General features: G+C 41.2%; 28 protein-coding genes. 8 read left to right on the forward strand and 20 right to left on the reverse strand.

Annotated features, from left to right (window positions below; translation table 11 throughout):
* Window positions 1-28: 28 nt before the first annotated feature.
* Complete coding sequence (locus I2484_RS01540; protein ID WP_207149249.1) at window positions 29-1,018, reverse strand: TAXI family TRAP transporter solute-binding subunit; 990 nt, start codon at window positions 1,016-1,018, stop codon at window positions 29-31.
* Between the two features lie 197 nt (window positions 1,019-1,215).
* A complete protein-coding gene (locus I2484_RS01545) occupies window positions 1,216-1,800 on the reverse strand; it encodes a phosphatidylglycerophosphatase A family protein (protein ID WP_207149250.1) in 585 nt (194 codons plus the stop codon).
* Between the two features lie 111 nt (window positions 1,801-1,911).
* Between I2484_RS01545 and I2484_RS01550 the strand changes: the two genes are divergently transcribed.
* The 3 genes from I2484_RS01550 to I2484_RS01560 all read left to right on the forward strand — a co-directional run bounded on the left by I2484_RS01550 (window position 1,912) and on the right by I2484_RS01560 (window position 3,678).
* Window positions 1,912-2,634: an alpha/beta hydrolase-fold protein gene (locus I2484_RS01550; RefSeq protein ID WP_207149251.1), complete on the forward strand. Its 723-nt coding sequence runs from the start codon at window positions 1,912-1,914 to the stop codon at window positions 2,632-2,634.
* A gap of 84 nt (window positions 2,635-2,718) precedes the next feature.
* Window positions 2,719-3,234, forward strand: a complete 516-nt coding sequence (locus tag I2484_RS01555) for a YjcG family protein (RefSeq protein ID WP_207149252.1) — start codon at window positions 2,719-2,721, stop codon at window positions 3,232-3,234.
* Window positions 3,235-3,237: 3 nt separating this feature from the next.
* Window positions 3,238-3,678, forward strand: a complete 441-nt coding sequence (locus tag I2484_RS01560) for a GNAT family N-acetyltransferase (RefSeq protein ID WP_207149253.1) — start codon at window positions 3,238-3,240, stop codon at window positions 3,676-3,678.
* Between the two features lie 153 nt (window positions 3,679-3,831).
* Here I2484_RS01560 and I2484_RS01565 read toward each other — a convergent pair whose 3' ends face one another.
* From I2484_RS01565 to I2484_RS01595, 7 genes are all read right to left on the reverse strand, one after another.
* The gene (locus I2484_RS01565) at window positions 3,832-4,131 is read right to left on the reverse strand and encodes a hypothetical protein (RefSeq protein WP_207149254.1); all 300 of its coding nucleotides are present in this window, start codon (window positions 4,129-4,131) and stop codon (window positions 3,832-3,834) included.
* A gap of 89 nt (window positions 4,132-4,220) precedes the next feature.
* Window positions 4,221-4,475, reverse strand: coding sequence for a stage VI sporulation protein F (locus I2484_RS01570; protein WP_207149255.1), 255 nt, complete (start codon window positions 4,473-4,475; stop codon window positions 4,221-4,223).
* Between the two features lie 17 nt (window positions 4,476-4,492).
* Entirely contained in the window at window positions 4,493-4,639 is a 147-nt protein-coding gene (locus tag I2484_RS01575; RefSeq protein WP_207149256.1) for a YjcZ family sporulation protein, read from the reverse strand.
* 67 nt (window positions 4,640-4,706) lie between these two features.
* The gene (gene spoVAE / locus I2484_RS01580) at window positions 4,707-5,069 is read right to left on the reverse strand and encodes a stage V sporulation protein AE (protein WP_207149257.1); all 363 of its coding nucleotides are present in this window, start codon (window positions 5,067-5,069) and stop codon (window positions 4,707-4,709) included.
* Window positions 5,070-5,078: 9 nt separating this feature from the next.
* A complete protein-coding gene (locus tag I2484_RS01585; protein ID WP_207149258.1) occupies window positions 5,079-6,080 on the reverse strand; it encodes a beta-ketoacyl-[acyl-carrier-protein] synthase family protein in 1,002 nt (333 codons plus the stop codon).
* The gene (gene spoVAC, locus I2484_RS01590) at window positions 6,074-6,529 is read right to left on the reverse strand and encodes a stage V sporulation protein AC (RefSeq protein ID WP_207149259.1); all 456 of its coding nucleotides are present in this window, start codon (window positions 6,527-6,529) and stop codon (window positions 6,074-6,076) included. Before spoVAC ends, I2484_RS01585 begins: the two co-directional genes overlap by 7 nt.
* A complete protein-coding gene (locus I2484_RS01595) occupies window positions 6,529-6,975 on the reverse strand; it encodes a hypothetical protein (protein ID WP_207149260.1) in 447 nt (148 codons plus the stop codon). Before I2484_RS01595 ends, spoVAC begins: the two co-directional genes overlap by 1 nt.
* 75 nt (window positions 6,976-7,050) lie before the next feature.
* Here I2484_RS01595 and I2484_RS01600 point away from each other — a divergent pair, with 75 nt between their 5' ends.
* Window positions 7,051-7,572: a CotY/CotZ family spore coat protein gene (locus I2484_RS01600; protein WP_207149261.1), complete on the forward strand. Its 522-nt coding sequence runs from the start codon at window positions 7,051-7,053 to the stop codon at window positions 7,570-7,572.
* A gap of 173 nt (window positions 7,573-7,745) precedes the next feature.
* Here the strand turns inward: I2484_RS01600 and I2484_RS01605 are convergent, their stop codons facing one another.
* A complete protein-coding gene (locus I2484_RS01605) occupies window positions 7,746-8,150 on the reverse strand; it encodes a hypothetical protein (protein ID WP_207149262.1) in 405 nt (134 codons plus the stop codon).
* A gap of 138 nt (window positions 8,151-8,288) precedes the next feature.
* On the reverse strand, window positions 8,289-9,698 hold the full coding sequence (gene mgtE, locus I2484_RS01610; RefSeq protein ID WP_481886367.1) for a magnesium transporter: 1,410 nt from the start codon (window positions 9,696-9,698) through the stop codon (window positions 8,289-8,291).
* A gap of 56 nt (window positions 9,699-9,754) precedes the next feature.
* On the opposite strand from mgtE, the gene prpE reads away from it, so the two are divergent.
* The gene (prpE, locus tag I2484_RS01615) at window positions 9,755-10,495 is read left to right on the forward strand and encodes a bis(5'-nucleosyl)-tetraphosphatase PrpE (RefSeq protein ID WP_207149264.1); all 741 of its coding nucleotides are present in this window, start codon (window positions 9,755-9,757) and stop codon (window positions 10,493-10,495) included.
* Here the strand turns inward: prpE and I2484_RS01620 are convergent.
* The 4 genes from I2484_RS01620 to I2484_RS01635 are packed head-to-tail and all read right to left on the reverse strand — an operon-like array spanning window position 10,482 to window position 13,289.
* Entirely contained in the window at window positions 10,482-11,435 is a 954-nt protein-coding gene (locus tag I2484_RS01620) for an RluA family pseudouridine synthase (RefSeq protein ID WP_207149265.1), read from the reverse strand. The two genes, prpE and I2484_RS01620, sit on opposite strands and share 14 nt — an antisense overlap.
* The gene (locus tag I2484_RS01625) at window positions 11,407-12,207 is read right to left on the reverse strand and encodes an NAD kinase (protein ID WP_207149310.1); all 801 of its coding nucleotides are present in this window, start codon (window positions 12,205-12,207) and stop codon (window positions 11,407-11,409) included. The genes I2484_RS01620 and I2484_RS01625 overlap by 29 nt, the downstream gene beginning before the upstream one ends.
* A complete protein-coding gene (gene yjbM / locus I2484_RS01630; RefSeq protein ID WP_207149266.1) occupies window positions 12,207-12,881 on the reverse strand; it encodes a GTP diphosphokinase in 675 nt (224 codons plus the stop codon). Before yjbM ends, I2484_RS01625 begins: the two co-directional genes overlap by 1 nt.
* Window positions 12,882-12,899: 18 nt before the next feature.
* Window positions 12,900-13,289 carry a UPF0738 family protein gene (locus I2484_RS01635; RefSeq protein ID WP_207149267.1) on the reverse strand — a complete coding sequence of 130 codons (390 nt, stop codon included), beginning with the start codon at window positions 13,287-13,289 and terminating at the stop codon, window positions 12,900-12,902.
* A gap of 153 nt (window positions 13,290-13,442) precedes the next feature.
* On the opposite strand from I2484_RS01635, the gene I2484_RS01640 reads away from it, so the two are divergent.
* From I2484_RS01640 to I2484_RS01650, 3 genes are all read left to right on the forward strand, one after another.
* Window positions 13,443-14,135, forward strand: a complete 693-nt coding sequence (locus I2484_RS01640; protein WP_481886363.1) for a lytic transglycosylase domain-containing protein — start codon at window positions 13,443-13,445, stop codon at window positions 14,133-14,135.
* 105 nt (window positions 14,136-14,240) lie between these two features.
* The gene (locus tag I2484_RS01645; RefSeq protein WP_067211850.1) at window positions 14,241-14,633 is read left to right on the forward strand and encodes a globin domain-containing protein; all 393 of its coding nucleotides are present in this window, start codon (window positions 14,241-14,243) and stop codon (window positions 14,631-14,633) included.
* The gene (locus tag I2484_RS01650; RefSeq protein WP_207149268.1) at window positions 14,630-15,436 is read left to right on the forward strand and encodes a DsbA family protein; all 807 of its coding nucleotides are present in this window, start codon (window positions 14,630-14,632) and stop codon (window positions 15,434-15,436) included. The genes I2484_RS01645 and I2484_RS01650 overlap by 4 nt, the downstream gene beginning before the upstream one ends.
* Before the next feature lie 995 nt (window positions 15,437-16,431).
* On the opposite strand, the gene I2484_RS01655 is transcribed toward I2484_RS01650, so the two are convergent.
* From I2484_RS01655 to spxA, 5 genes are all read right to left on the reverse strand, one after another.
* Window positions 16,432-17,349 carry a nuclease-related domain-containing protein gene (locus tag I2484_RS01655; RefSeq protein WP_207149269.1) on the reverse strand — a complete coding sequence of 306 codons (918 nt, stop codon included), beginning with the start codon at window positions 17,347-17,349 and terminating at the stop codon, window positions 16,432-16,434.
* Between the two features lie 523 nt (window positions 17,350-17,872).
* Window positions 17,873-19,690: an oligoendopeptidase F gene (gene pepF / locus I2484_RS01660; protein ID WP_207149312.1), complete on the reverse strand. Its 1,818-nt coding sequence runs from the start codon at window positions 19,688-19,690 to the stop codon at window positions 17,873-17,875.
* Window positions 19,691-19,744: 54 nt separating this feature from the next.
* Window positions 19,745-20,899, reverse strand: coding sequence for a competence protein CoiA family protein (locus I2484_RS01665; protein WP_207149270.1), 1,155 nt, complete (start codon window positions 20,897-20,899; stop codon window positions 19,745-19,747).
* Window positions 20,900-20,987: 88 nt separating this feature from the next.
* On the reverse strand, window positions 20,988-21,653 hold the full coding sequence (gene mecA / locus I2484_RS01670) for an adaptor protein MecA (protein ID WP_207149271.1): 666 nt from the start codon (window positions 21,651-21,653) through the stop codon (window positions 20,988-20,990).
* Between the two features lie 251 nt (window positions 21,654-21,904).
* Window positions 21,905-22,300 (reverse strand): transcriptional regulator SpxA, encoded by a 396-nt coding sequence (spxA, locus tag I2484_RS01675; protein WP_186669618.1) that lies wholly within the window; start codon window positions 22,298-22,300, stop codon window positions 21,905-21,907.
* Window positions 22,301-22,354 lie beyond the last annotated feature (54 nt).

Genomic DNA, 22,354 nt, shown 5'->3' on the forward strand with positions numbered 1-22,354 from the left:
TCGCCACCCCGCTAAAAAACATTAATTATTACTTCAGTTCATCAAAGTATTTCTGAGCCCCTGGGTGAACCGTTATTCCGATACCATTAAGACCATTTTCAGCTTTGATTAATTTCCCTTTTGCATGTTGAAGTTTAGAAGCGTTATCGTAAATTGCTTTTGTAATTTCATAAGCCAAGTCTTCAGGTATCTCATTTTGAATAACCAACATAGCACCAACTGAAACTGCTGGCGTTTCAGCTGCCATTCCGTATGTGCCTGAAGGAATTATTTCTTTAGCATAGTAAGGATACTTTTTGATCAATTCATCTGCTTTTGCATCTTCAACCGGAACAACATATACAGACGCAACGGCATTTAGGCCTTCAACCGCCCCTGTTGGCGTTCCTGCTGTTATGAAAGCAGCGTCAATTTGACCCGCTTGTAAACTTTCTGTAGATTCACCAAAGTCAAGACTTTGTGCCTTGATATCATCCATTGTTAGTCCATGGATTTCCAGTAACTGTTCTGCATTTGCGTAAGTACCAGAACCTGGCGCACCTACGGATACATTTTTTCCTTTTAAATCAGCGTATGTTTTGATTCCGCTTTTTTCAAGTGTTACCAATTGAACAGTTTCAGGGTACAATGCACCAATTGCCGAAACATTGTCAATCTTTTCTCCCTCAAACATCAACTCACCTTTTGAGGCATAGTAAGCGATATCCGTTTGAACAAATGCAATATCGCCTTTACCATCTTGAAGTGCTGTCATATTCGCAGCAGATGCTTGTGAAACTTCAGCAGTTGTTTTAACGCCTGTTGCTTCTGTAATATAGTCAGCAAATGACCCACCAAGCGGATAATATGTTCCTGTTGTTCCCCCAGTTAAAACACTAAGAAACTTGTAATCTTTTTTATCTTTACCAGCGTCGGCTTCTTTCTCAGTAGTCCCTGTATCGCCTGAGTTACATGCTGATAGTACTAGTAATGCAATCATCATAATAAATGCAAACAATCGCAATTGCTTTTTCTTCATTCAATTTCATCCCCTTAAGTGTGATAATTCTCTATTAACCTAAAATACATCTTACCATGAAGTCTCTCTATTTTGTCAATAAAATTTAAAAATTAATCAGATTTCTGCAAGCGTTTACAAGTCTTTCTACATACACTCTTCGTCAAATTCAAAAAACACCCGAAAGGAAGATCCCCTCGGGTGTGTGCAATTAGTCACTATATTTTTGCACCCTTCACTTTCGTTTCAGGCATCGTTTCCTCAGGTAGAATGTCTTCAAATGTTTCGCCCGCTTCTTGAAGATCGCGTGTTCTATGTGCGATTCTTGAAGCTGCACAAGCGGCAACACTAGCAACCAGGTCATCTAGAAACGTATGGATAGCTTGACCTTTTTTCGTGTCTAGCTCGTTAATGATACCCATTTTATTTTTATCGAGATGACCAAATGTCGTTACCGCAATAGAACCATATGTAAACACGGCACCTAGTGCGATTGTTTCATCAACCCCAAACAAACCTTCGTCCGATTCAACAATTTGTTGTAATGGCGCTGACAATTTTCCTTGTTCTGCCAACTCGTCTAATTCAATTCCCACAAGAATCGCATGCTGAAGTTCCCGTTTTCGCAGCACACCTTCAATAGATTCAATACAGTGGGCCATTGTAAGACCTTCGTTATACGGGTATTGCAGATCATAGACGATTTCAGCAATGGCTTCCAGTGTCACACCGCGCCGTTTCAAAGCCGCTTTCGTCGCTTCAGTCACAACTTTTGAATGTACAATTTTTGTATCATCATGCATTCCCGTCCAACCCCTTTTATAGTTAGTATATAAACAGAACACAACTATTATACCTGACCTTGACGTTATGATACAATTTCAATATACACGCAATTTGAGGAGGCAACCAGAGTGAAATACGGAAAAATAGAAGATATAACAATTTACAGTAAAGCACTAGACGAGGAAATGCAGTTGCTCATTCATTTGCCCAACAACTTTTCTCCTCTCTATAAATATTCAGTGCTGATCGCATCTGATGGTAAAGATTATTTCCAGTTTGGACGTATAGGACGGGTCGTTGACGAATTGATTGACGCCGAAGAAATTGAAAATGTTATTGTAGTAGGTGTTCCTTATAAGAGTGTCAAAGAACGCAGGCGCATGTATCATCCGGATGGTGACAGACGCGTTGCCTATACCCGCTTCCTGGCTCATGAACTTGTACCGTTCATTGACGACAATTATCCAACTTATCAAATTGGTGCAGGCAGGGCTCTTATCGGTGATTCCTTGGCAGCAACGATATCTCTTCTTACTGCATCCAAGTATCCCAATATATTCGGGAAAGTAATCATGCATTCCCCTTACGTCAATGATTTAGTGCTTGAAAAGGTGGAAGCTTCGGAAGACCCTTCCCGTTTCTCGATTTATCATGTGATTGGGAAGGAAGAAACCCACGTAAACACGCAAGTTGATGGCGTTCAAGACTTCCTTACGCCTAACCGGTCATTAAACGAATTAATTGAAAGAAAAGGCTTCCCTTATTTCTATGATGAATTCAATGGAGACCATACCTGGAAACATTGGCAACCCGATGTCCGCCGCGCCATTCAAATGGTTTTTGGGCATTAATTCAGACAAAACGGACATATTTTCAGTTATTCTGCTATAATCAAATTTATAAAGTAAAAACAATTATTCTAGGAGGTTTTCATTATGAAATACGGCGTCGTTGCATTCCCATCAAAGAAACTACAGGACTTGGCAAATGCTTACAGAAAAAGATATGATCCGCATTATGCACAAATCACACCGCATTTGACTGTTAAAGGTGTATTCGAAGCCAATGATCAAGAGATTGAAGAAGTTGCAAAGGCAATTAAAGAAGTAACAAAAAAACACGGTCCTTTTGAATTGAACGTTTCAAAAGTGGGAACATTCGCTCCTATCACAAATACAATTTATTTTAAGGCTATTCTTAATGATGAATTAGCTGCTTTGCATAAAGACCTGAACAACGATTTCTTCGGTGATAAACCTGAGTTTACATTCGTTCCCCACGTGACGATTGCACAAAAACTTTCTTCTGGCGAACACGATGATATTATTGGTCAACTGAAAATGGTTGGTGTCGATCACTCTGAAACAATTGATCGTTTGCACCTTACTTATCAGCTTGAAGACGGCTCATGGACGGTTTATGAAACATTCCGCCTTGACGAGGATAACTGAACATTGTTTGAAGTAAGATTCGCGACTTCTGACCTTGAACAAGAAGATGCTTTTTCTGTCAGAAGGAAAGTGTTCGTGGAAGAACAAGGCGTACCACTCAACCTTGAACTAGATCATTTCGATAAAACTGCAGCACACTTCGTTGTCTATTCATCAGAATCTCCAATCGGCGCAGGCCGTATTAGGGAAATCAACGATGGAATCGGGAAAGTTGAACGTGTCTGTATTTTAGCCGAGTATCGGGGAAAACATTTAGGAAACCTTGTCATGCATGCACTTGAAGAGCATGCTGAAAAAACTGACATGAATAAAATTATTTTGAATGCCCAATCATATGCAGTTCCTTTTTATGAGAAGTTAGGCTATGTCATTACTTCGCCTGAATTCATGGATGCGGACATCCCGCATCGTGCAATGGAAAAAGTTATGGCGAGAAAAGCGTAAGGCACCAACAAGCGCAAGCGCCATGATTAGACCCGAAAAGCGCTGGAGTCTAGACAACGACCCTAGTAGACAAAACTTATACTATCTTATATTTTTAGTTAAAAAAGTTCGCATTGCTTAGATAAGCAATGCGAACTTTTTTTTTATAATCAGTTATACATAGGCATTTATCGCGATGCCTTTCCCTACTACCTTGGCAATTAGCGGTGATAGATTAACTGGATTGGGATGGATAAACCCTTGATATTCCAAAGGAGCTGATACAATAGGCTTACCTTCCTCTTCGTCCTTTTCTCGCTCTTGATGCGAGGACTCTTTAAATTCATCCAAAAAGTCTGAATTTAATTTAATTTTGTTCACTCGTTCGATATATGCAAAATTATAAGCTTCCATACTTAATCGATTCGCATATATTTGAGATTGAATTGGTTGAATTGGTAATATATAACCCATTGTAAACACCTCCATTTTCACTAGTACTATTACTATATCCACAAGTTGGTATTATTAAACCTATTATTCTATTTTTTCGCGATTTTTTTTTATTGACGGCCAAGCATATCTTGAATATCTTTAATATTAACTGCTTTGCCATTTTTCACGATAGAATTAACAAGCTCATCTTCTGTCTGCTGAGGTACTTCTTTTTTCGCAAGCTTCCCGACTTTTCGAATAATTTTCCTCACTTGCCGTTCATCATTGAAATCCGCATATTGGATTGCATTCGCAAGCGCAAAAACCTCTTCCATCGGGACCCCTGTTTTTGATTCGATTTTCCGGAAAAATGAATCATTCATCTATTATCCCCCCCTTTTTATACACAAAAAGTGCGGCCCACAATGATAAGCAAGATGAATAGAACCACAATCAGGCAAAATGTCGAACCGCTGCCTCTTTCATTTTCACAACCGCCACAACCGCCGCCGTATCCTCCACCGTAAGAATTACATCCTCCAAACATAATAATACCCCCTTCCTTTCTTCGTATCCTATGCGGACACATGAAGAATGAAGAGGGCGCATGACTATTAAACCTTTCCTTTCGATTTAAAAATAACAGATGCAATGAATCCAAATAGAATTGCTGAACTAATTCCTGAACTTGTTACTTCAAACATACCCGTCACAACACCAATGAGACCGTGTTTTTCAGCTTCTGCCATTGCACCATGCGTCAAGGCATTGCCGAAAGATGTAATTGGTATCGTTGCTCCCGCTCCAGCAAAATCGATGAGCGGTTCATAAAGACCTAAGCCGTCTAACACCGAACCCGCGACGACCAAGATACACAATGTATGTGCCGGGGTCAGTTTTGCCACGTCAAACAACAGCTGTCCCACAACGCAAATGAGTCCCCCTACAATAAATGCTGTAATGAATATCGAAACCATAATCCACACTCATTTCATTGTTAATTCGATTGCATGCGCAATGCACGGAATCGTATCACCTTGTTGAAATGATAACGGTGATAATAGCGCGCCCGTCGCAATTAGAAGGACCCGTTTATAGTCACCCGCCCTCATTTTATCAATTACTTCCGTTAAGAAAATGGCGGCAGAACAACCTGCACCACTTGCCCCCGATAAAAAGGACGGATCTGCACCGTAAAATTCTTTGCCTGCATCCCGGAAGTTTTTAGTCACGTCAATGCCTTGATTGCCTGCAAGTTTTTTATATAACTCAAAACCAGTTTTCCCAAGGTCTCCTGTCATGATCACATCATAGTCTTTCACATCTTTATTGTGACCTGTAAGATGGCGGGTAAGCGTATCTGCCGCTGCCGGTGCCATCGCTGCCCCCATATTTAGCGGATCGGTCATTCCCAGATCTATTACACATCCGATTGTTCCGCATTCTATAGAAGGAAATCCTTTTTTATAAGGTGTAACAGCTGCTACCCCTGCTGCTGTTACGGTCCATTGAGCAGTCTCAGGTTTCTGAGCACCGTACTCGTTAGGATAACGAAATTGTCGTTCAACTGCATTATGCTGACTAGATGCCCCCGCAATAGCGCATTTCGACATGCCCGTTTCTGTCAGCAACGCCGCCATTAAAAGCGAAGATACTGATGTTGCACAAGCTGAAAACAGGCCAATGTACGGAATTCCCACCGTTGCAGCCGCAAAATTTGAGGGTGTCATCTGGTTAATAAGGTCACCAATTAACATGAAATCTGCGTCGCTTGGTACAGAATCCACTTTGCTTAACGCAATCATGCACGCATCTTCCATCATTTTTGCGTGACCATGCTCATTTGTTTTCGCTTCACAGCGCTCATCCTCGTATATTTTATCAAATTTATCGACGAACTGACTTTTCTTTTCTAACGGACCCGCTGTAACACCTGTTGCCACAATGGATGGTGTCGTTTTGAATGTCAAGAGACCGCGCGCTACCATGATACAACACCAAACTTTACAAGTATCGTCTTAATGAGCGCTACGATAAATGCAGAAAATACGCCGAAGAGAATGACCGACCCCGCCAGTTTGAACATATTCCCACCTACTCCAAGAACATATCCTTCTGTCTTATGTTCAATTGCTGCTGAAATGACAGCATTTCCGAAACCTGTAATTGGAACGGCACTCCCCGCCCCTCCAAATTGGGCGATTTTCTTATACAATCCAAAACCCGTTAACAGCATCGCAAAAAATATCATCGTTGCGACAGTGGGATTACTGGCTGTCTGTTGCGTAAAATCAAAATATGTCATATAAAATAGTGACACAAATTGGCCAACTAAACAAATTGTTCCTCCCGTCAGAAACGCAAAAATGATATTCCGCATCAATGGTCTTTTAGGGGAAATTTCCTTCTCTAACTTCGCATATTTTTTTTCGTCCATCATGTCTCTTCCTTTATAAGCGATTTCAATTTTTCAATCTTTTTTCCCTTATCCTTGTTATCATCCAACTCAATAAGCTTATTTGTTTCCATCCATATTTTACTGTCTGCTGAAACGGTAACGTCCAACTCTGGATAGCTATTTTCTAATTTTTTCTTGAGTTCCTTTTCAATCTTTTCTTTTTTGAAGCGGGAAAAAGTTTTAAGCGTAACGCCAGTTAGCAAGTCATTTTCATAAAATACAGTGACCGCTGATGTGAGACGTTTGTCATTTCTCAATACTTCTTCCGCTTTCGCATGATCCTCGCTGGAATTGTTGTCTATCCGGAATCCGCTTCCTGAACAACCGGATAGTAAGACAACTGCGAAAACAACAAGACTAAGTTTCCGGATATGCATCCCCTCCATTTTTATACAGTATGCCTTTTCATTCATAACTTTATTCATAATCCACCTGTGCGCCCTAACACTCCGTAATTCCCCGCATAAAGTATAAAGAATTGAGAAAAGGAGGTGGAATTAATGGGATGTGGAAGAAATGATGAAGTTAGTGAAAGAAAGCACCAAGAAGACTGCGTATGTGAGGTTGTCAGGTTCATCAAGCGTTTACAGGATGCTGGAACAGACGATGAGTGCGTAGAATGTGAAACAGATTGTTTCATGGCTCCGCTTGGTAGCATATCCAGCCCTGCACGTCACCGTGTCAATACACGCGTATTCATGCTATTGACGAAGAACGGTGATCCGTTCAAAGCAATGTTCCGTCCGGAAAGCCGAAAGCATTACCTTCACAATTGCTTCTCTACTTTTTTCAGAGTCCAAAACGTCTTTGACGGTTGCTGCGCAACATTGCAAGTACTAGCACCGTTAGACGGTCACAATAATCCAGTGGACATAATTAAAAACGGTAAATTGGATCTTGAAGAACTCTGTAAAGTTGAAAAGTTTGGTGCGACAGATTCATGCATCACAGTCGACTTGAATTGTTTCTGTGGAATCCAATGCATTAAAGATACGTTTATCGACTTTTGTGACGTAGATTAATTAATACCCTGCAATGCCCAAACAACCCAACCGATTTAGATCGGTTGGGTTGTTTTAACTTTTCTTTATCAACGTAAAAAGACAGGACGGTTAGATTCCCGTCCTGTCTTTTTACGTCGATAAGAAAGTATACGTTTTTCACTTGGAGCAGTGTATAGACTCCAGCGCTATTCTTATTTAGTTTCATCAAACGGCTTACCACGCCATAAAACTTCTTCAATCTTACCGATTTCCACAGCTATTAGTTTATGTTCGGCTCCTTCCAAATCAATCCACACTGTTTCCTCTTCAATTTTCTCAATCGTTCCAGACAGTGTTTCTTCCTCTAGCACAAATTGGAGCGGCTGATAAGCTTGGCGGCGGAAGGAATTGCTTAAATAAATAATTTTACGTTGGATGCCTGGATTCGTCGGCAAGGCTTCGGTAACACTCACTTGTTCCTCATTTTCGAGCACAGATTGCTCTTCATTTTCCAGTATAAATACTGACGTGCTCTCCTCCACAATAATCGCAACTTTAATAAAGATTGGTGGCGCGTCAACGAACAATAACGGTTTATTTTGATAAATGTTAAGCACATCCTTTTTAACACAGTATATGCGCCCATGTTTCGGACGTTACCCATACCAGTAAGAAAAGCGCTGAAGTCTAGAAACCGTTGCAGGTTGAAAAACGTATACTTTCTTATCTTGTAAAAAACGGTTCCCACCAATGATCTAAAGATCACTGATGAAAACCGTTGCAAGACCAAGATAAATAATAACGCTAATAACGTCATTTAGTGTTGTAATGAAAGGACCAGACGCAACTGCGGGGTCGATTTTCAATTTATGCATAAGCAATGGAATGAACGATCCTGAAATCGTTGCGACAAAAATCGAGACAAAAATCGCCGCGCCTACTAATAGACCGATTACAAATTCATCCTTCCAGACGTAAATAAGTCCAACTACAAACAGTGCGCAGATGAATCCAGTCATAAGTCCTGTTCCCGCCTCGCGGATAAGCAGCTTGAATTTACTTTCGTCTTCTACATCACCTGTTGCAATCCCGCGCACTGCAACCGCTAGCGCTTGAGTTCCACTATTGCCGGCAGTACCTGCAATAAGAGGAATGAACGCAGCTAGAAGTGCCACTTTTGAAATGGTTTCTGTAAACAAATCTATTAGATTCGCAGTAAGCATTCCGAGTACTAGTAGAATCAGCAACCAAGGAAGCCTTTTTTTCATGGCTGAGAATGAGTTTTTGTCGAATGTATCCATATTGGAAACCCCGGCAAGTTTAGAATAGTCATCTGATGCTTCTTCAGCAAGTACATCGATAATATCATCGACTGTAATAATTCCAAGTATATGCTGTTGGAAATCAACGACCGGGACGGCAAGAAAATTATAGTCCTTGATCATCTTTGCAACGTCTTCCTGATCTTCTGAAACGAGAACGCTTACGACTCTTTCGCTCATAATCGAACTAATGAGTGTATCTTCATGTGCAATGATCAAATCACGTAGCGATATAACACCCGTCAGGCGATTATTGTCGTCAACGATAAATATATAATAAATGGTCTCCGCTTTTGGTGCTTCATTGCGCAAAATTGTCATGGCAGAACGGACTGTCGAATTCTGTGGAATTGTAACATATTCCGTTGTCATAATTGACCCTGCCGTATACTCTTCATAATGAAGTAAGGCTTTGATCTCGGCTGCGGCTTCTTTATTCATCAGCGTCAAATAGCTGACAACTTGTGATTTGTCGAGTTCATTCAGGACATCTACCGCGTTATCCACAAACATAAATGAAATCATGTCTGCTGCATACGTCGTGTCCATCTCCTGAAGGAACTGTTTATATTCATCATCGCTGATTTCACTAGTCTCAAATATTTCCGCCAATTCTTTCGGTGATAAATATTGATAGATGATGCCACGGAGATCTGAACCGATTTTCTCGTAAAAAATTGCCCGATCATACGGATGAAGGCGTAGGTACTCATTTCGGAAAGATTTTATGTCGTGCTGGACAAGCGTCTCTTTCAACTTCTCTTCATCGAAAACAATTTCTTCTTTTTGCTCTTCTCTTATGTTCACAGCTACACCTTCCTTTCTATTTCTATCGTGGATTATTAAAGTGATAAAGGGTACCCTATATGAATACATATTGGAAAAAAGGGTGATAAAATATGAACTTCGATATCGTCGGTGATATTCACGGTTGTTACGATGAATTCATGCAGTTGATTGACAAATTAGGATATGAGATGGATACAGGTATCCCTCTACATCCTGATGGCAGAAATCTAGTATTCGTTGGAGATACAATGGATAGGGGGCCTCATTCGATTAAGATGTTACATCTACTTTTCAACATCCAAGATGAGCACACACTTTACTATTCCCCGGGAAATCATTGCAATAAATTATATCGATTTGCCAAGGGAAACCAGGTACAGCCCACACATGGGCTTGAAACGACAGTAGCTGAACTCGATGCATTATCAGGTGATTCGCGTAAACGCTTCTTGACCAGATACCGTCAGTTTTACGAATCGCTACCATTATACCATACCCTTAATGAGGAGAATCTCATCATTGCACACGCAGGTATCCGTGAAGAAATGATTGGTGCACCCTATTCGGAAAAAATCCGGGTATTCGTTCTCTATGGAGATATCACAGGCCAAAAATTACCCGATGGTAGACCCCTTAGACGTGATTGGGCTAAACACTACAAAGGAGCTCCCTTCATAGTATATGGTCATACGCCTGTAAAGGAAGTACGCTTTGTAAATAACACCGCCAATGTTGATACAGGTTGCGTATTCGGCGGTAAACTTACAGCCCTTCGCTATCCTGAAATGGAAATTGTGTCAGTGCCCTCTCTTCAGCCATTTGAGCCAGATAAATTTACTACGTTTGATTGATTTCAGTGCTGATTAGACGCTTCATATCTAGTGGAATATCGCATCTAAACTCAACTTTTTCACCTGTAAGCGGATGTGTAAACTCAATCATCGCACAGTGTAAAGCTTGCCGTCCAATCAGCCCATGAGAACCGCCATATAAATCATCACCATGTAGCGGATGACCTGCCCACCTCATATGGACACGTATTTGATGCGTCCTTCCTGTATAAAGGGTTAGTGCAATTTTTGTTAACTGATGACCTTTTATCTCCGAACGGCCCAGTACCTCTACATCTGTCCGAGCGAATTGGCCATCTCCTCGCACAATTCGCTCGATAATGCTACCGTCTTTTCTGCCAATTGGTTGCACAACGCTGAATTGTTCCCTTTCAACATGTCCTTCAACCAGGGCTACATACTGTCGATGAAAACCGGAATTTGTCATCTGTTCACTGAGCAGATGATGAATATGCCGGTTTTTTGCAATACAAATTAAACCCGATGTATCCTTGTCGAGACGCGTGACGACATGTACTGTTGCCGGTAGTCGTTCCTTAGCGAACTTTCCAGCAACGGCATTCGCCATGGTTCCAACGGGGTGGTCGCGCGACGGAATTGTACTTTGCCCAGCTGGCTTATCGACGATGATTAGCGCTTCGTCTTCATAAACAATCGTTATATGACCAGACTCTGGAAGTAAACCCACACTTGGCTCTTCCGACGGGAAAATAATGAGTACTTCATCACCCGATTGCAACGGATGCCGCACATTGCGTTCAAAACCATTCACACTGATTTCTCCGCCATCGTATTTAGTTGCAGTTAATGTCCTTTTGGATATTCCTTTTGCATGCAAGAATTCGCGTAGCAATATGCCGCCTTCATCCACCTGAAATACAAGTCGAAATCTACGATCCAACTCATTTCCCTTAGACATCGCTGTCGATGAATGAATCATGCACACGTCTCCAAAATGGAAACGGCCTGAACCTGCCAAAACGCACTTTCTCCTTTGAAACTTGGTATTCAATCGATTTCACATCTTTATGAAGAAGTTGCAAATGGTCGACCGTTACCATGAAATCTGGTCCTTTTACAGGTGTTAGCACACATTTATGATGCGCTGGTAGCACTAGCGGTGCACCAACTGTACGGAATACCCTGTTGTTAATAGATGCCATTTCTGTCAATTGCATTGACGGTAGAGAAGGGTGGATAATTGCTCCGCCCAGTGCCTTATTGTATGCAGTAGACCCCGAAGGTGTTGACATACATAACCCGTCGCCACGAAAACGTTCAAAATGATTGCCATTAAGTTCGACATCCATGACGAGCGTCACATCAGGAGATTTCACCGTCGACTCGTTCAGTGCAAGAAACAGAGCGCTATCCTTATCGTTTCGGTAGTTAATCTTCACATCAAGGAGCGGGTATTCGAAAACTTCGAATTCTTTTCGAGCAATAGAAATGACTAGCTTCTCAATTTCAGCCGGCTTCCAGTCTGCGTAGAATCCTAGATGGCCTGTATGGATTCCAACAAATGCGGTATCTTGCAAGCGATATTTATATTTATGAAAGGCGTGGAGTAATGTACCGTCTCCGCCAATTGATAAAACGATATCGGGTTCTTCTTCATCGAAAACAAGCCCGAAATCTGTCAAATATTCTTTCGCTTCATCCATAAGCTTGTTCGACAACGAATCGTTTCTTGTCTGGATTGCAAACTTCATCATTTCTCTCCTCCTTTCCCGTTCGTATCACCATAGCGTCTTGTCGCCGTTTCTTTAAATGCACTGAAATATTGTTGCGCATCCTGGATTTCATTTCGAATCTGCGACATTTCTTCATCTAGCTGGAAGGCGGCTTCTGCTGCACGTTCTAGACGATGCCTGATTTCATCTGGCATTTCGCCATCATATTTATAATTCAATGAGTGTTCAATTGACGCCCAGAAATTCATTGCTAACGTACGGATTTGAATCTCAGCAAAAATTGTCTTCTCTCCATGAATCGTCTGAACAGGGTATTTTATAATTAAATGGTAAGACCTATATCCACTTGGTTTATTATGTGCAATATAATCCCGTTCTTCAATCACTTCGAGGTCTTTCCGCTGTCGCAAGTTTTCTACGACAGTACTAATGTCATCGACAAACTGGCACATCAGACGAAGGCCCGCAATATCAGGCAATTCGGCAGCAAGTTCAGCCGATGGTTCGAATGGAATCCCCTTTTCAAGTGTCTTGTCATAGATACTGGCGAGCGGCTTAACCCTGCCTGTCACAAATTCAACAGGCGTATGTACATCTTCCAATTCATACTGGGCTCGCAAGCCTTTCAATTTTACTTTCAGTTCATCTACCGCTTGTTTATAAGGTTCAAGAAATTGACTCCACTGCCTCATTCGGACCCCTCCCAGCTGTTATTCCATTTGTTGAAGTATCGAGCTGAATGCTTTCTCCACTGCCGAGGAGAATGCTTCCCCATAATTATCATTACCCTCAATATTATAAATAAGCATTGTCAATTCATCTTTGAATCCGGGAAGCGAGATTAATTCATCCTTCCACGAAATCATAGGATTTAAATTCGTTGTTAATACATCGACCATAAGCGGCCATACAGCCTGTGTAAAATGAAGGTGCTCGTACCCTTCTTCTGCTTCTAAAAGATAGACAAACGACAAGTTGTCTGAATCTGTAATCATCTTTCCAGATGGTATACCATGAGGCTTCTCTACTTGTTCTGCTACTATAAAGAGGATTTGTTCATCATTTCGAAGCCCACTATCAATTCGATTTTTAATGTTCACAATTTCTTCTTCCCTTCATGCGTCATTACGTTTATTCTATCATATGCTGCACGGCCTTGCAGTCTAGAAAATGCGTTTACCTACATAAATTGGTATACTAAAGTTAAGTTATTATTTCGCAAGCCAACAGCTTAACGTCAGAAGGGACAGATCATGATGGATACGCGCACAATTCGTACATTAATGGAAATAAATACACTGCAGTCTCTCGGAGCTGTTCAGACGCAAACTGACCAGAATAGCACATCCCCATCACTCTTTAACACACTTTTGGAGGAGATGTTAGGTAGTACATCCGTAACAGATTCCCTTTCTTCCGTTTCATCTACACTACTCGGTGAAGTCAATAATATAGATAGCTTGCGCTATGACGGAATAAAGGGTGTGTTTGAACCTTCTTCACTCAACGCTATCCTTTCCGCGGCGCAACAAAGTTCACCTGTTCCCATGAAAAACACAACTTTTGGGAATGACAGCTATCGCGACATTATCAGCCAAGCTGCAAACAAATATAACTTGCCCGATAAACTGATCTCTGCCGTTATCAAACAAGAATCGAACTTCAACAATGGCGTTGTCAGCCACGCCGGTGCACAAGGTCTTATGCAATTGATGCCCGGAACAGCGAAATTCCTAGGCGTCAAAGATAGTTTCGACCCCGTCCAAAACGTAATGGGCGGTGCAAAATACTTAAGACAAATGCTTAATCAGTTTGGCGGAAATATCGAACTTGCCCTTGCTGCCTATAATGCAGGTCCTGGAAACGTAAAAAAACATGATGGGATTCCTCCTTTCAAAGAGACACAGCAATACGTAAAAAAAGTGCTCGGCTATTTTAATGCATAAGATTGATAATCTAACCTGCTGTTTCATAAACAGAGCGCTTTATTTGTGAAAAGAGTGCAGGGTTGATAGAATATCATTACAGTCAGAGCAAAGGAGATTGACATAATGATGCGAAAACCTTTGATCCCTTATGAGGAGATCGGTGCTACAAAGTTGTCGGAACTCATCGACCTGTTTTACGCTAAAGTGGCCGTACACCCGGACCTATACCCGATTTTTCCAGATGATCTGACAGAAACAGTACGTAAACAAAAACAATTCCAAACACAATATTTAGGTGGTCCCAATTTATATACTGAAGAACATGGTCATCCGATGATGAAAGCTCGTCATATGCCATTCCCGATTACTCCAGTTCAAGCGGAAGCATGGCTAGCGTGCATGGCAGAAGCAATGGACGAAGTCGAACTTGAAGGTAATATACGTGATATTTATTATAAACGCCTCGTCTTGACCGCCAATCATATGGTGAACAGGGCTGGGGAGGAGAAAACGTGAATCGACAAACATTACTGGAGAACCCAGTCAGTCCTTCCACATGCATAAGGCCAATCGAGCTATATGTTTTCATCGATCCATTATGCGGAGATTGTTCGTCACTCCCGCCTTTACTCCGAAAATTGCAAGTTGAATATGATCGCTATTTCACACTGCGTATTGCATTGCGCACTTCATTGCCTAAGATGAATCTTCAATACCTTCATAAAGATGAGGATGAGTTGGCTTGCGAAAAAACACATCCCGCTTTCCCGAGTATTGCTGTTAAAACTGCAGAGTTTCAAGGCAAACGTGCCGGCTTTCGATACTTATCAAAAATGCTTGAATATTCATTTTTAAAGTCAAGAAATGTATCGTCTTTTTCCGTACTCGTCGAAATCGCAAAAAAACTTAATCTTGACGTAGACGAATTCATCCGAGACTTTTCTTCCAAAAACGTCTTGCGCTCTTTACAAGTCGATTTGTACATGGCCAAAGAAATGGAAGTCGACAAAGCACCTACTTTCGTCTTTTTCAATGAAAACATTGAAGATGAAGGATTAAAAGTGAGTGGCTTATATGACTACGAAGTCTACGAACAAATTTTAGAGGAATTAGTCGGCGGGCCGATTCTAGCTGACATTCCGCCTCCACTTGAAGATTTGTTCCAACGTTTCGATACACTCTCTACAACAGAGATTGCTAGTATTTACAACATCTCTGAAAAGTCTGCCGAACGCGAACTAAAAAAACGCCTCCTTCAACAGCATGTCGAACGGATTCACTTCCAGGACATGACATTGTGGCGTAAAAAGTTAATATGAATAGTGAGAGCTGCTTCATTTCCTGGGGATAACGGGGAATGGGTGGCTTTTTTTGACGGTTTTTTTGTTAGGTTTTTTTTGTTCTGTTGATGATTTTTTTTGGCAAGGGGCCGTGAACTCAACGGTGGGCCATGACTATCTTCGGGGGAGCCATGACTAACTGACTCATTGCCATGAAGTCATCGCCGGGCCATGACTATCTTCGGCTGGGCCATGACTAACTGACTCATTGCCATGAAGTCAACGCCGAGCCATGACTATCTTCGGGGGAGCCATGACTAACTGTCCCATTGCCATGAAGTCATCGCCTAGCCATGACTATCTTCGGCTGGGCCATGACTAACTGTCTTTTTGCCATGAAGTCAACGCCGGGCCATGACTATCTTCGGGGGAGCCATGACTAACTGTCCCATTGCCATGAAGTCAACGCCTAGCCATGACTACCTTCGGCCGAGCCATGACTAACTGTCCCATTGCCATGAAGTCAACGCCTAGCCATGACTATCTTCGGCTGGGCCATGACTAACTGTCTTTTTGCCATGAAGTCAACGCCTAGCCATGACTATCTTCGGCCGAGCCATGACTAACTGTCCCATTGCCATGAAGTCAACGCCTAGCCATGACTATCTTCGGGGGAGCCATGACTAACTGTCCCATTGCCATGAAGTCAACGCCTAGCCATGACTAACTGCCTTATTGCCATGAAGTCATCGCCTAGCCATGACTATCTTCGGGGGAGCCATGACTAACTGTCTTTTTGCCATGAAGTCAACTCCTGCCCATGACTATCTTCGGCCGAGCCATGACTAACTGACTCATTGCCATGAAGTCGTCGCCTAGCCATGACTATCTTCGACCGAGCCATGACTAACTGTCCCATTGCCATGAAATCACCGGCGAGACATAACTTTCTTCGACCATCCCCTGTTCACCATAGCAATATTGCGCATCATAAGAAAAAAGCCTTCCTAAAGCGAAAGACTTTTTTCTACCTATTAATGATGGATTTTCTTAATACCTTTAATGTAAAATGTCCCGGTAGACTTCCCCTTTTTCACAAGTAACGATGAAGACAATACATACCGTGCTGCATTGGAATCTTTCAAGTCGAGAAACTTACGGCACTCTTCGTTCGTAATGGAATTCTTCACTAGCATAAACCAATCATTAATACCTTTTTCATATGGACTTTTGACATCTTTTTCGCAACCGCTACAGCACCATGTCCTCAAACTTTTTCGTTGAAGTAACTGATTACAATAATGACATATAAATCCTGTCCGCAAATCCTGTTGATCAATATGAAAATAAGAACATAATGGAAAAGGGTTAAACTCCTGTTGCTCTTTATCTATTTCCCTTGAAATCTCTTTAACTTGGGCAGACGATAGAACCTTTTCGAACGGTCTAAAATTTTGTAAATAGAATGGAATTTGCTTTTTATAGATAATAGGAAAACCTTCGGGCACATCTTTCACTTTCGTGTTAGGGTTTGCCAGAACAACTAAACCTGTTGTTTTCAGACTAATTCCCCGCTGGAGGAACCATTCATCTAAATTCAATTTATTCGATTCAACTTGATAAACTGGGCAATCGATAACTGCTTCATCACCAGTTTCTAGTATTTGTTCAAGATGTGGGGGGTTCTGGACAAATCGAATTGTCCCTTTAATATTTTTCACTTCTACGATTAAGACATACCGTTCTGTGATAATCAAAGTGTCTATCTGAAATGTGAACTTGGGGGAAATGCGTAATTGAACATCAGTAAACACTTGGGTACTTTCAGGAAATCGACTACGTTCGATGTATGAATCGACGTTACACTCTCCTGAATAGCCTGCACTGATCCGGTAAAGTTGTTCTTTTAAATGCTGAACTTTCCAATGATCTGGGGGTATGCGGGCAATCAAGCGCGGTATTCCTTTGAGCAGAGCAGGGGTACTCCTTTTAATGGGAATTAGTATTTTATTCACCCCTTTATATAACTGATAATTCTAATTAATTATACAGAATGCCGGTGGATATGGCAATAGTCTACAGTAAATCCTTTTTTACAACACTTCATAAAGTGTCAATTGCGTCATGATTATTCAAATTGTCCATGACTACTTTCCCGATATCCCCTACCATAAAACAAAAGAAAAGAGCATTCGCTCCTGGGGGGGAGGGAATGCTCTTATTCAAAGGGAATGGGAGAAATGTTCACGTTCAAACAAAAGGGGTGTATGTTTGGTATGTGATTTATTTCACATCCTTACCTTATCATAAAATAATAGTAGCATCAAGAATTCACAATGATTTTCACATGACTGTCACAATCATGATTTCACCAATACGCCTTACTTTATATTTATATAACAATATGTATATATGAAAAAGCCCTATCGCGGCCATGAAAATGGCGGATAAGGCTTCTCACTAAGTTAATTTGATTTATTTTTTCAAAAGAAGTGATTCAAGCTCGTTCAACTTTTCTTCGAAGACGCGGCATGCTTCCTCTATTGGAGCAGCACTTGTCATATCGACGCCTGCTTTTTTCAGAACTTCGATTGGGTAATCGGAAGATCCGGCTTTCAAGAAGTTATTAACATAACGTTCAACAGCCGGCTCTCCTTCTGTCAAGATTTGATTGCTCAATGCGACTGCGGCACTATAACCCGTCGCATACTGATAGACATAATAGTTGTAGTAGAAATGTGGAATTCTCGCCCATTCCAAGCCTATTTCCTCGTCGACAACTAGATCTTCACCGAAGTATTTCTTATTGAGTGCATAATATTCTTCTGTCAGTTTTTCTGCAGTCAGCGCGACACCTTGTTGATCTAGCTGATGAATAAGGTGTTCGAACTCTGCAAACATTGTCTGACGGAAAACCGTACCACGGAAGCCATCAAGCCAATAATTCAGTAAGTAAATACGCTTCTGTTCATCTTCGGTTGTTTTCAATAGATGATCATTCAAAATCGCCTCATTCACCGTTGATGCGACTTCAGCTACGAAAATAGAATATCCGCTGTAGACGAATGGTTGGCTTTTACGTGAGTAATAACTATGGACGCTGTGGCCGAATTCGTGCGCAAGCGTGAACAAGTTACTGACGTTATCTTGCCAGTTCATTAACACATATGGATTTGTTCCATATGCGCCTGAAGAATAAGCTCCTGAACGTTTCCCTTTGTTTTCACGGACGTCTACCCAGCGATTTTCAAGGCCATCTTTAACGATTGATATATACTCTTCGCCAAGTGGGTGAAAACTGTCTAGCATCGTTTGTGCAGCTTCGTCATAAGGGATCTCCATGTTTGCATCTTTTACAAGCGGTGCATACATATCCCACATATGAAGTTCTTCTAATCCGAACACTTTTTTACGGAGCGCTACATAGCGCTGCAACAGGTGAACATTTTTATTGATAGTCGAAACAAGATTTTCATAAACCTGTTCGGGGATATGATTATTCGCCATCGCCGCCTCGCGTGCAGATGAATAATTGCGGATGCGTGCGTTGACGTTATCGCCTTTTATGTTACCTGAAAGTGTAGATGCAAATGTGTTTTGGAATTCGCTGTACTTCGAATACATCGCTTTAAATGCATCCTCACGAACACGCGAATCATCGCTTTCCAAAAATCCTACATAGCGGCCATGTGATAATTCGACTTCTTCCCCTTTTTCGTCTTTCACCATCGGGAAAGTCAAATCGGCATTATTCAGCATACTGAACGTTTCTGAAGAGCTACCCGTCACTTCTGATAGTTGTGCAAGCAAAGCTTCTTGTTCAGCAGGCAGTACATGTGGTCGCTGCGTGTTAACTTCTTCGAATTCTTGCTTATAAAGAGCTAGTCCTTCATGTTCAGAAACTAACTTGTCCAATTCTGTTTCATCAATAGACAGCAGTTCGGGCAAGAAGAATGATAATGCGGTTGCTACTTTCACATACAGTGATTTCACACGGCTATCCATCGCCTGATAGAAGCTGTTTGTCGTATCCTGATCAGTCTTCAAATGCGCATATGTGTAAAGCCTACGCAGTCTTTCAGATAGCGTGTCACGGTATGCCAATGCAGTGTAAAGTGCATCTCCACCGCCCGAAAGTGTCCCTTTGTACGAATCTGCTTTGCCGGATAACTCCTCCACTTCAGCATATTCCTTTTCCCACACTTCATCAGTTGCGAAGATATCTTCGAGACGCCAAGTCTCTTCTACCTTTACTTCACCACGTGTCAATACTTTGTTCTTAGTTTCAGCCATCATCAATAATCCCCCTTCTCCCATTACTTCGGGAAACGAATCAATACTATTTTCTCAATTTTCATAACGCTTTGCAAGCAATCTTTCTGAAATTAGTTGAATTAATTTTTCTTCGTCAATAACTGTTCCATTTTGACAAGAATCTACACTCGCTGAAATAAGTAAATCGCGGTATGCTATGCATGCTTTTACCTTTTCTTCCGATGGTTCTTCTAACCAAGAAACATATTTTCTAACCTGACTAGGGGATATTTCGCTAAAAGTGATCCCCTTTCTTCGCAAATAATAGAGGAATGCTAATTGCCATTCACAATCATGCTCGCGAAATGACTCACTGAATAGGACGGGTAATCCAATCCAATTTGGAAGATTCGTTGGAATCACACGCAGTTCATAGCACATTCTCAAAAAAGGATCGTTCACCCCCCTTTTATTTAATAAAACACGGGATTGAACAAATTGATTGCGCATCGAAAAGTAGAGGGCTACATAGCGACGGGTTTCTAGTCCTGATGGAGTTTTAGGACGGGCAAAAGGGAATACTTGCATCGACATAGGCAATATACGATGGATACCGATATACCGCTTGCCTGCGACATGGATAAGACTGGTGAAATAATGGAATCGTTCAGTTTTGGGGTTATATGTGAGTAATAAATAGCCTTCAGGGGATGTATGTGTCAAGAAGCTTTCGTGGAATCTTGAAAAATGGAATGTACCGACACCTACAGGCAATGTACTAAATTTTGCTGGGGTATGCAAAATCCAGATGGGTTTCATTTCTATACTACGATAACCGGCGGATCTAGACTCTATGTCACTAACCGGAATTGTACTGCACTGAAATTCGATGGGTATCGACTCAGTTTTTGTCGTTATAAGGATATCAGGACGCTGAGATACCATTTTCAAGAATGGTTCAAGTTCGACAAGCTCGGCATGTTTTTGAAAAAAAGCATATAATTGTTGCTTTCCTTGGAGATGGCTATGTGATTCACCCTCTGAGAATAAAGTCAGACAGGTAGAATCCTTTAAATGTGCGAAATGTGGGATCATAATGTCTCCAACTTTCAACTGAACCGGAAAGTTACATTGAGGGCAAAAAAATAATCGTAACTTCCGCCATTTGCGCAACCGTTCTCTTTCTAATTCTGGCGTAAGAATAATAAGTTTTCCTTGCTCTGTCTTTGCTGTAAGAATACTATTCACTCCCCCTTTGTTTAATAATACAAATATTCAGTCAGTAAAGCAAGCAAAAAAAACAGCTACCATTTAAGATAGCTGTTTCTACCGTCCTTTATTTAGCTCCAAAGTATTGATGAATTGTCGAGAATACATCAGCATCCATAATTAGTTTGCCATACTCCTCAATTCGATGAATCGTCATGTTAGACGGTGCGCCGAATTCCGAAATTACGCTGAACAAATCAGTCTTGCGAGAATCATCCATTACTTCGTCATCATATAACAAGTGTAAATAATAATTATTTTCAAACGAATATAAAGATGTCTTTACTTCATAGTCTAACGTCTTCCCTGCGAGAGGAATAAGATCATCAAATTCTTTAAAGACAAATATATTGTCAAGCCATTCAAATGCTGGATCCCCTATAGCTGGCATATCATCATCATCTTCATCACGGTCATACATTTTGCCATGCTGAAACAGTTTTCTTGAATCATCACTAGTGAATGGTGATTCAAGCGGCTCGCCATCCTCAGACATTTGTGCACGCGTGACCGTAACTTCAATGCCGCCGCTCATCGCATGTACCTGAATCCACAATGGCCCCTCGACTTCAAACTCAGACTCGTCACTGACTTCGTCCATCATCTCCCAGAAGAGTTCCTCGCTCTTGTCGCGATTATACCAAACTTCCTCACGGGTAAAGCCACGCTCTTCGATATCAATATATGAAAGAAAAAACTTAACTGTATTTTCATTAATACGCTCTATTTCCATCCCTTTTCTCTCCCTTCCTATGGAACAGGATTTATCCGGTTCCCTTCAATGTGTGAAAAAATCCTGCAATGCTTATACTTACTATATGACCGTCCTCTACGTTTTGAAAGGTTTCCGCCTTAGGACGTATAATTTTGATAGTAATAGCATTGTAGAGAACATCCACGCGGAAAGCAAGAGAAACAGAAAAAGCCGATAGGTATACGGCATTTTGCAATGTCAACCCCTATCAGCTTCACACTATTTTCAGACTAGTTAACCATGCGCCGCGCTTCAAGCAGCTGATAGGCTCTGACTTTTCTAGGCAGGAATCGACGAATTTCATCTTCATTGTATCCCACTTGAAGTCTTTTCTCATCAAGAATAATCGGTCTTCTTAACAGACCCGGATGTTCTTGAATTAATTCATATAGGCGTTGTAATGGAAGGCTTTCCACATCAACGTTTAATTTTTGGAATATTTTTGAACGAGTTGAAATAATTTCATCCGTTCCATCTTCAGTCATACGAAGTATTTCTTTTATTTCATCAATATTCAATGGTTCCGAAAAAATGTTACGTTCAGTATACGGAATCTCGTGTTCCTCTAACCATGCTTTCGCTTTTCTGCATGATGTACAGCTAGGTGAAGTAAATAATGTGACCATCATATGCTGACACTCCCTTTCAGTCGGCTCGAATGTTTTGATTTATATTTTTAC

It is taken from the genome of Sporosarcina sp. E16_8 (genome assembly GCF_017347095.1).
Lineage (GTDB): Bacteria > Bacillota > Bacilli > Bacillales_A > Planococcaceae > Sporosarcina.